10 protein-coding genes and 1 pseudogene are annotated in these 6627 nt (G+C 37.1%); all 11 read left to right on the top strand.

From position 1 onward, the window contains the following. Positions 1 to 397: pseudogene (locus A9G40_RS15060) on the top strand (antA/AntB antirepressor family protein); the annotation flags it as partial. A 5-nt stretch (positions 398 to 402) separates the two neighbouring features. Then, on the top strand, positions 403 to 1419 hold the full coding sequence (locus A9G40_RS15540; RefSeq protein WP_255307311.1) for a hypothetical protein: 1017 nt from the start codon (positions 403 to 405) through the stop codon (positions 1417 to 1419). Between the two features lies 1 nt (position 1420). Continuing rightward, positions 1421 to 1639 carry a host cell division inhibitor Icd-like protein gene (locus tag A9G40_RS11240; RefSeq protein WP_065583106.1) on the top strand — a complete coding sequence of 73 codons (219 nt, stop codon included), beginning with the start codon at positions 1421 to 1423 and terminating at the stop codon, positions 1637 to 1639. Then, on the top strand, positions 1629 to 1862 hold the full coding sequence (locus A9G40_RS11235) for a hypothetical protein (protein WP_065582853.1): 234 nt from the start codon (positions 1629 to 1631) through the stop codon (positions 1860 to 1862). Before A9G40_RS11240 ends, A9G40_RS11235 begins: the two co-directional genes overlap by 11 nt. Then, on the top strand, positions 1855 to 2076 hold the full coding sequence (locus tag A9G40_RS11230) for a hypothetical protein (RefSeq protein WP_065582854.1): 222 nt from the start codon (positions 1855 to 1857) through the stop codon (positions 2074 to 2076). The genes A9G40_RS11235 and A9G40_RS11230 overlap by 8 nt, the downstream gene beginning before the upstream one ends. Further along, a complete protein-coding gene (locus A9G40_RS11225) occupies positions 2063 to 2254 on the top strand; it encodes a hypothetical protein (protein WP_065583105.1) in 192 nt (63 codons plus the stop codon). The genes A9G40_RS11230 and A9G40_RS11225 overlap by 14 nt, the downstream gene beginning before the upstream one ends. Beyond that, on the top strand, positions 2247 to 2621 hold the full coding sequence (locus tag A9G40_RS11220; RefSeq protein ID WP_065583104.1) for a hypothetical protein: 375 nt from the start codon (positions 2247 to 2249) through the stop codon (positions 2619 to 2621). The genes A9G40_RS11225 and A9G40_RS11220 overlap by 8 nt, the downstream gene beginning before the upstream one ends. A gap of 10 nt (positions 2622 to 2631) precedes the next feature. Next, entirely contained in the window at positions 2632 to 5001 is a 2370-nt protein-coding gene (locus tag A9G40_RS11215; RefSeq protein WP_065583103.1) for a primase-helicase zinc-binding domain-containing protein, read from the top strand. Between the two features lie 613 nt (positions 5002 to 5614). After that, entirely contained in the window at positions 5615 to 5716 is a 102-nt protein-coding gene (locus tag A9G40_RS14790) for an Arm DNA-binding domain-containing protein (protein ID WP_141675256.1), read from the top strand. 148 nt (positions 5717 to 5864) lie between these two features. Next, positions 5865 to 6167: a transposase gene (locus A9G40_RS11210; protein WP_081302198.1), complete on the top strand. Its 303-nt coding sequence runs from the start codon at positions 5865 to 5867 to the stop codon at positions 6165 to 6167. Positions 6168 to 6220: 53 nt separating this feature from the next. After that, a complete protein-coding gene (locus A9G40_RS14415; RefSeq protein ID WP_141675215.1) occupies positions 6221 to 6418 on the top strand; it encodes an IS3 family transposase in 198 nt (65 codons plus the stop codon). Positions 6419 to 6627 lie beyond the last annotated feature (209 nt).

Genomic DNA, 6627 nt, shown 5'->3' with positions numbered 1-6627 from the left:
ACACCTTAAAGAAATCGCACCAGCAATCCAGAAGAAAGCGCTTAATCGATTAAAAGCACGTTTAAAAGTCGCAGATTATAGCCGTCCTATGTGTGACGCTTTAACAGAGCAACGTAAAGCACTGGGAAAAAGCGCAAATAACACCGTATTTACTAATGAATTCGATATGATTAACCGCATCGTATTAGGTACTACATCAAGCAAATACAAGAAAGCCAATAATCTTACTGGTAATATTCGTGACCACCTAAACGAATTTGAATTAAACCATATCGCATACCTTGAGAACGCAAATATAACATTAATCCATATTGGTTACGACTATCATCAGAGAAAAGCTGAGCTAATAAAGTTATCTCATGCTTATTTGATCCGTCATATGGCACAGGCGGCTTAATTATGATGACTACATGCTCATTTAACACCCTAGCTACCCAATCTCTAAATAATCGCTTAAATTGCTATTTTGACGGGATTAACGCCACCAAAAAGATTAAATCATTTTTCTTGATTAGCAATAATTCTAGTTTCCAGTCAAAAAACTATTTTAATGGAAGCCAGTGCAAAAATGCGCACTCAGTGCGCAGCGAAAACCGTTTTTTAATGCGTACTAATCATTACATGGGGTTGAATTTTAAAAGTAGGTTTCTTGAGTCCATAAAAAGGAGAATGGGAAAACAAATACCACCAATCAGCGGCATTAAGTTAAAAGATTATTTCTTATCTAGTTTAGCTAGTTTTTCGCGACAAGTAGCAATAACCCAAGCGGAAAAGTTAGTATTCTCTTTCTTGGATTGCTCGTCTATTCGCTCTATTAATTCATGGGGGAAGCGGATTGCTTTTCTATCCGATTTATTATTTTTGTTACCTGTAGCCATTTTTATACCTAAAAGATGCTTATTAGTGTGCAGACACTATACACGATCACTAAATAATAAAAAAGGCTTGACGTGTGCCCACACTATAAAATATAGTGAGCACACACCTGATGAATTTATTAGGTTAAAAAAACAATCCCCTGATGTGCTCGCAACACTATCAAGGGATCTAACCACAAACATTAAACGGAGTAATGCTATGGCTAATAGTAATGATACCCTACGCCCTAAAAATGGGCAACCTGACCTATCTAATTTAATTTCTGTTTTAAATCTCTATCAAGCAGATATTCCAACACACCATTTACTACAAGCTGAGAATCATTTTGAAGAACTACAGCAATCTATTCTATATGGAATAGGTGCGATTGGTAACCTGATGTTTTGGGCTAGTGAGAATGAGAGTTATTCGGAGCAGAACCTTAAAAGTGATATGCGCGATATTGGCTATTTACTAGCACAATTAAGGGATGTCGCTTGTTTCGCTTCAAATCAAATTAACCTACTTGATGCTACGCAAAACCATAAGGGAGGTAAATAGTATGTTGAAAACGAATCATCAAGAAAAGGGTAATCGTGAAACCAAACTATTTAAATTCTATGACCTATCAATGGCTCAAGTAGTCCAAATAACGGCAACAACCGAACGCCAAGCACGCAAGAGCCTAGGCAAATCATCCCTTATCTTTATTGCCAGAATTCGCTTATATCCAGTTATTGAAGACACTAAAAGCTTTGGAGGTTATCACTATGGGCAATAATAACTTTCAGATATTAAATAACATCGAAACAAAACTTATTCAAGTTCGGAGCATGGCTAAAATTGCCTTAGATAACACTAACTATAAGTGCGCAGGATATGACGAGCCTTTTATCGAACAAGCCGACATGAGTAATTTACTATGGGTTATCGTTGATTTAGTAGAGCAAGCTTTTGATGAGTTACAAGAGTACGGGTTAACAGAGGATAATAATAATGGCTAATATCTCATTGGACGCAATTAATACTATCAATACAAGACTAGGACAAGCTAACGCTATCACCACGCTTTTAATGGCTGATTGTGATTCAAACACGCCAATTAACGAAGAATTACGCTCCTATGCCCTTGATGCTGTATCAGACTTAATTAACGATTCTAAAAAGCTATTTAGAAGCGAAACCGAGCGCAAGGAGGCAAAGAATGAAAGAGTTTGATTTTGTCCATAACGATGACGGCACTATTACCGCATTAAGGCTTAAAAATGGCAAATATGTAGCGCTACTTTCTTTTGGCAAGGATGAAATCTCTGATTTACTCGCCGATGTCACCAAGCGACTACCGCCCGAAGTTAGGCGATACATGGCACAAATTAAGGGGGTAAATCATGGATAATCAGCAAGAAGTAACAGCAATTCATCATAGTATCGTTGATTCTACCATGACGATTATCGCAGGTTTATTTTTAATTGAGCAGATTAATAAAAACGGTGCCAAGGTGTTTATTCATGAGGGTATCAAGATTGATATTGATAAAGATTTAATTGTTTTAGGGTTAAAAGTTAGTCTTGAAGAATGCTTGATTGAAGACTTTGGCGAAAGTGAGGGGTTAAATCGTACCTATGGACTATTAAAAAAGATGTACGCCGAAAGTGACGATAAACCTATGGCACTAACGCAATTCGGGCAAGAAATGCTTGCAACGTTATTTATTGATTTAGCCGAAGATATCAAAGCTGAATCTAACGCGATAATTCATTAAGGGGGATGTAATGAAAATCAATGAAATTACAGCCCAAGCCGTAGGTAAATGGGATTATATCTTTCAATCATTAGGTATTGAGGTGGGTAATGGCAAACATTGCCCTTGCCCTGTCTGTGGAGGTAAGGATAGATTTAGATTTGATAACCAAAATGGTAGAGGTACTTACATTTGTAACCAGTGTGGTAGTGGTGACGGCTTAGAGCTTATCAAAAACTATTATCAATGCGACGCTAAAGAAGCATCGAGTAAAGTAGTGGAGTGTTTAAATCTTTCTAATCAGAATAACAAAATACGGGAAAATCTCGTATTTAGAAAAATAGATTCTGAACAATTACATAATGATAACATACCAGATAATCCCGTATGTAAAAAGGTCGAGTATTTGCTATCTAAAGCAACATTAGGGCAATCTCAATACCTGACCAAGAAAGGATTAACCTTTGATTTACCCTTGTTAGATAACGGGCGCATTTTTGTGCCTATGCTGAATCTTCATAATGAATACGCAGGTGGTCAATTTATCGAACCTGACGGCAGTAAGCACTTAATGAGAGGCTCAAATAAGAAAAGTGCTTTTATATTAGTGCGCTCAATGTTGAGCAGACCTGCCGAGGTGTGCGCAAATTTGCTCGCACATAATGAAATTATTATCTGTGAGGGCTTAGCCACAGGGATATCGATAGCAGAATTCTGCCAACAGTCTATTGTTATATCCGCAATTGACGCAGGCAATCTTATTCATGTGGCCAAGGCTATTCGTGAGTTAAATCCTACCGCTAAAATCATTATTGCAGGTGATAACGATATTGGCCAAAGCCCAAATACGGGCTTAGCTAAAGCAATAGAAGCATCTCAAGCGGTAAATGGTTATTACTCCGTTCCTGATACAGATTATAAATGTGATTGGGATGATTATAGGCAACAATTTGGGAGTGATAACGCTTTGGCTCATTTTAATAAAAACCTCATAAAACCAGAGTTACCCACCGTGACAAAACTTAACATGCAAACCGAGTTATCAAGTATGAACCTATCGCAAATGGCATCAAGCCAACGCGCTGAACTGCTCAATCAATGTTATGATAATAACCTTGCGATTAATCTTACTACCGATGAAATCTATCACTATCAAGATAACGCATGGCAACCCATCAGCGATAAACTGTTAATGCGAACACTAGCTGATTTATTCACCCAATCAGGCGAGCCATTTAACCCTATGCGAATTAGCTCAGCGGTTGAATCGCTCAGGTTATCACTGCCTATAATGGGAACACCTCAGAAAGATTTAATCTGCTTTAAAAATGGCGTATATGAGCTAAAAAGCCAAACCTTTAGACCTCACAATAAGCAAGATTGGCTACTAGTTAGTAATGATATTGATTACTACCCTGCCAAAGAAAAGGAATCTTTCGATACTCACACGCCAAATTTTGCTAAATGGCTAAAAAGAGCATCAGGCAATCAAGATAAGGCTAAAAATATCTTAGCTGCGCTATATATGATATTGGCTAATCGTCATGACTGGCAATTATTCTTAGAGGTTACAGGCGCAGGCGGTAGCGGTAAAAGTGTTTTTGCTGAAATTGCGACGATGTTATCAGGTAAAAACAATACTGTAATAGGTACTATGGACGCATTAGAAAAAGCAAGGGACAGGGCTTTAATTGTAGGCTACTCATTAGTCATCTTACCCGACCAACCGCGTTATATGGGCAGTGGCGCAGGGTTAAAAGCGATTACTGGTGGTGATGAAGTCGCAATAGACCCAAAACACAAGCAACCTTACTCATGTAAAATCCCTGCGGTAGTCTTGGTTATCAATAACGAGGCAATGAGATTTAACGAGCGTAACGGCGGTATATCACGGCGTAGGGTTATCTTTCACTTTGGCGAGGTCATCCCTGAAAAAGAGCGAGATTTAAACTTGGTTAGCAAAATAGAGCAAGAACTCCCCTCAATTGTGAGGTTGCTATTAAATGAGTTTACCAGTCCAGCAGAAGCCAAAGAAAGACTACACCAGCAACAACAATCAGACGAAGCGACGGCGATTAAACGCGAATCCGACCACTTGGTGGATTTTTGTAGTTATCTTGATGTGCTGGATCATCCCAATGGTATGCTTATGGGTAATTTAGGCATAATACCGTTTAACCCTAAAAAATATTTATATCATGCTTATATTGAGTATGTGCGCAATACAGGGCTTAATAATCCATTGTCCTTGAGTGGGTTTGGTTTATCATTAAATTACGCCATAAAAGAAAATAGAAAGGCGTACATTAAAAAACGAACTAATATAGGGGTAAAAACTAATTTAGAAATAAACCCAGATAGGTGTAAAGATTGGCTACCTAAAGCCGAAGATCCTAACTAGTAGCTCAAATTGAGCCACTAAAATAAGACCGCCCTAATTGGCGGTTTTTTATTGAGTGAATACCTAAAGTGTACACTTGTGAATAGTAAACATTTAAGTATACACCACTCAAACCCTTTTAGAATAAGGATTCAAGCAAGTAGTGAACACCGTGCATACTTTTTTATTAAATTTTATTTTTATGGGGAGGAGGTATAAAAAATCTAAAATATAATTAACGGATACCACTCACCTAGATAAATTTTTACACCGTCAAAATTCTAAAACCAATTTTTAACCTTTCAATTTGGCAAGATTAAAATACCTAATATTGGGGGTCACTTTTTATTTTGGGACTATGCTTGGGACTATTTCTTCAATAAAGAAAAAGCAAAACCCTTTATTGGAAAGGCTTTAATAAGATTATTTCAAGTCCCGCCCATGCACCAAATCAATAAACAGCAACATTCTTTTAAACCCTACAAAGCACATCAAACCCAGTAATAACAAGCCTTAAAGTCTATTTTATTGCCCATTAAGTATCAGTAAGGTACATTTACAACCAAAAATAATGGGGGTATATTTTGGGGTATAATTAAATACCTCTATTATTGCGTACCCCCAAAGGTAAAAAATGGCTGTAAAAACTACCCCCTTAACTGACACCCAAATAAAAGCGTTAAAAGCCACTAGTAAAGATAAAAAGTATTTTGATGGTGGTGGCCTTTTCTATTAGTTAAATCAACAGGAGCTAAATTATGGCGATTTAAATATAAAAAACCGATATCACATAAAGAGACATTATTATCTGGACAGGCTACACTAATTAGTACCAGTTTAATAAGGTCATTGTTATGATAACCAAAAAACAAAAGGAACCAACAATGACAAATCTCATTTCAAGAAGAGAAAAACGCAGTTTTAGTAATGAATTTAAAAAACAGAGGGTAATGTTATACCAAAATGGCAAAAAACGAGCGGATATTGTCACCGAATACGACCTGACTAAATCCGCATTAGATAAGTGGATTAAGCAATATCAAACCACTGGTGAGTTTACAGCTCAAGCTAATCGTCGTGCTCAAGAAAATGAGCTCATAGCCCTACGTAAAGAGAATAAGCGATTGTTAATGGAGAATGACATCCTAAAGCAAGCGGCGTTGATAATAGGACGAAAATCAAATTAATCACCGAGAATCAACATCGATATAGTTTACGTGCGTTATGTCGATGTTTACAAGTGTCAAGAAATAGCTTCTATTATCAACTACAATTAACCAGTAAAAAAACAGACAAAGAGCTTAGTAAAAAAGTGAAAGCGGTATTTAACGATAACTATCAATCCTATGGAACAAGGCGACTACAAGTAGCGCTTAGAAAGAAAAGCATACTATTATCCCGTCGCCGAATTGGTCGAATCATGCAAGAAAACGGATGAGTATCAAAATATACCTGTAAAAAATATCGTGCTAATACAGAACAAAGCAACGAATCAACAGTAAGTAAGCAACTTAATCGTGAGTTTACCGTAGGCCAACAACGCAAAGTGTTAGTGACTGATTTAACTTATGTGAGAGTAAAACAACAATGGCATTACCTTTGTATGATTATTGATGTAAGCAATCGAGAAATCGTGGGACGAAGTGC

The organism is Gilliamella sp. Nev3-1 (genome assembly GCF_001690435.1).
In the GTDB taxonomy this organism is placed as follows: domain Bacteria; phylum Pseudomonadota; class Gammaproteobacteria; order Enterobacterales; family Orbaceae; genus Gilliamella; species Gilliamella apicola_C.
This window is presented reverse-complemented; position numbering and strand designations above follow the sequence as displayed.

Coding starts and splice junctions, on each gene's coding strand:
- A9G40_RS11225 (WP_065583105.1), top strand. CDS start 2,063: ATGAAAGAGTTTGATTTTGTCCATAACGATGACGGCACTATTACCGCA.
- A9G40_RS15540 (WP_255307311.1), top strand. CDS start 403: ATGACTACATGCTCATTTAACACCCTAGCTACCCAATCTCTAAATAAT.
- A9G40_RS11235 (WP_065582853.1), top strand. CDS start 1,629: ATGGGCAATAATAACTTTCAGATATTAAATAACATCGAAACAAAACTT.
- A9G40_RS14790 (WP_141675256.1), top strand. CDS start 5,615: ATGGCTGTAAAAACTACCCCCTTAACTGACACCCAAATAAAAGCGTTA.
- A9G40_RS11215 (WP_065583103.1), top strand. CDS start 2,632: ATGAAAATCAATGAAATTACAGCCCAAGCCGTAGGTAAATGGGATTAT.
- A9G40_RS11210 (WP_081302198.1), top strand. CDS start 5,865: ATGACAAATCTCATTTCAAGAAGAGAAAAACGCAGTTTTAGTAATGAA.
- A9G40_RS11240 (WP_065583106.1), top strand. CDS start 1,421: ATGTTGAAAACGAATCATCAAGAAAAGGGTAATCGTGAAACCAAACTA.
- A9G40_RS11220 (WP_065583104.1), top strand. CDS start 2,247: ATGGATAATCAGCAAGAAGTAACAGCAATTCATCATAGTATCGTTGAT.
- A9G40_RS11230 (WP_065582854.1), top strand. CDS start 1,855: ATGGCTAATATCTCATTGGACGCAATTAATACTATCAATACAAGACTA.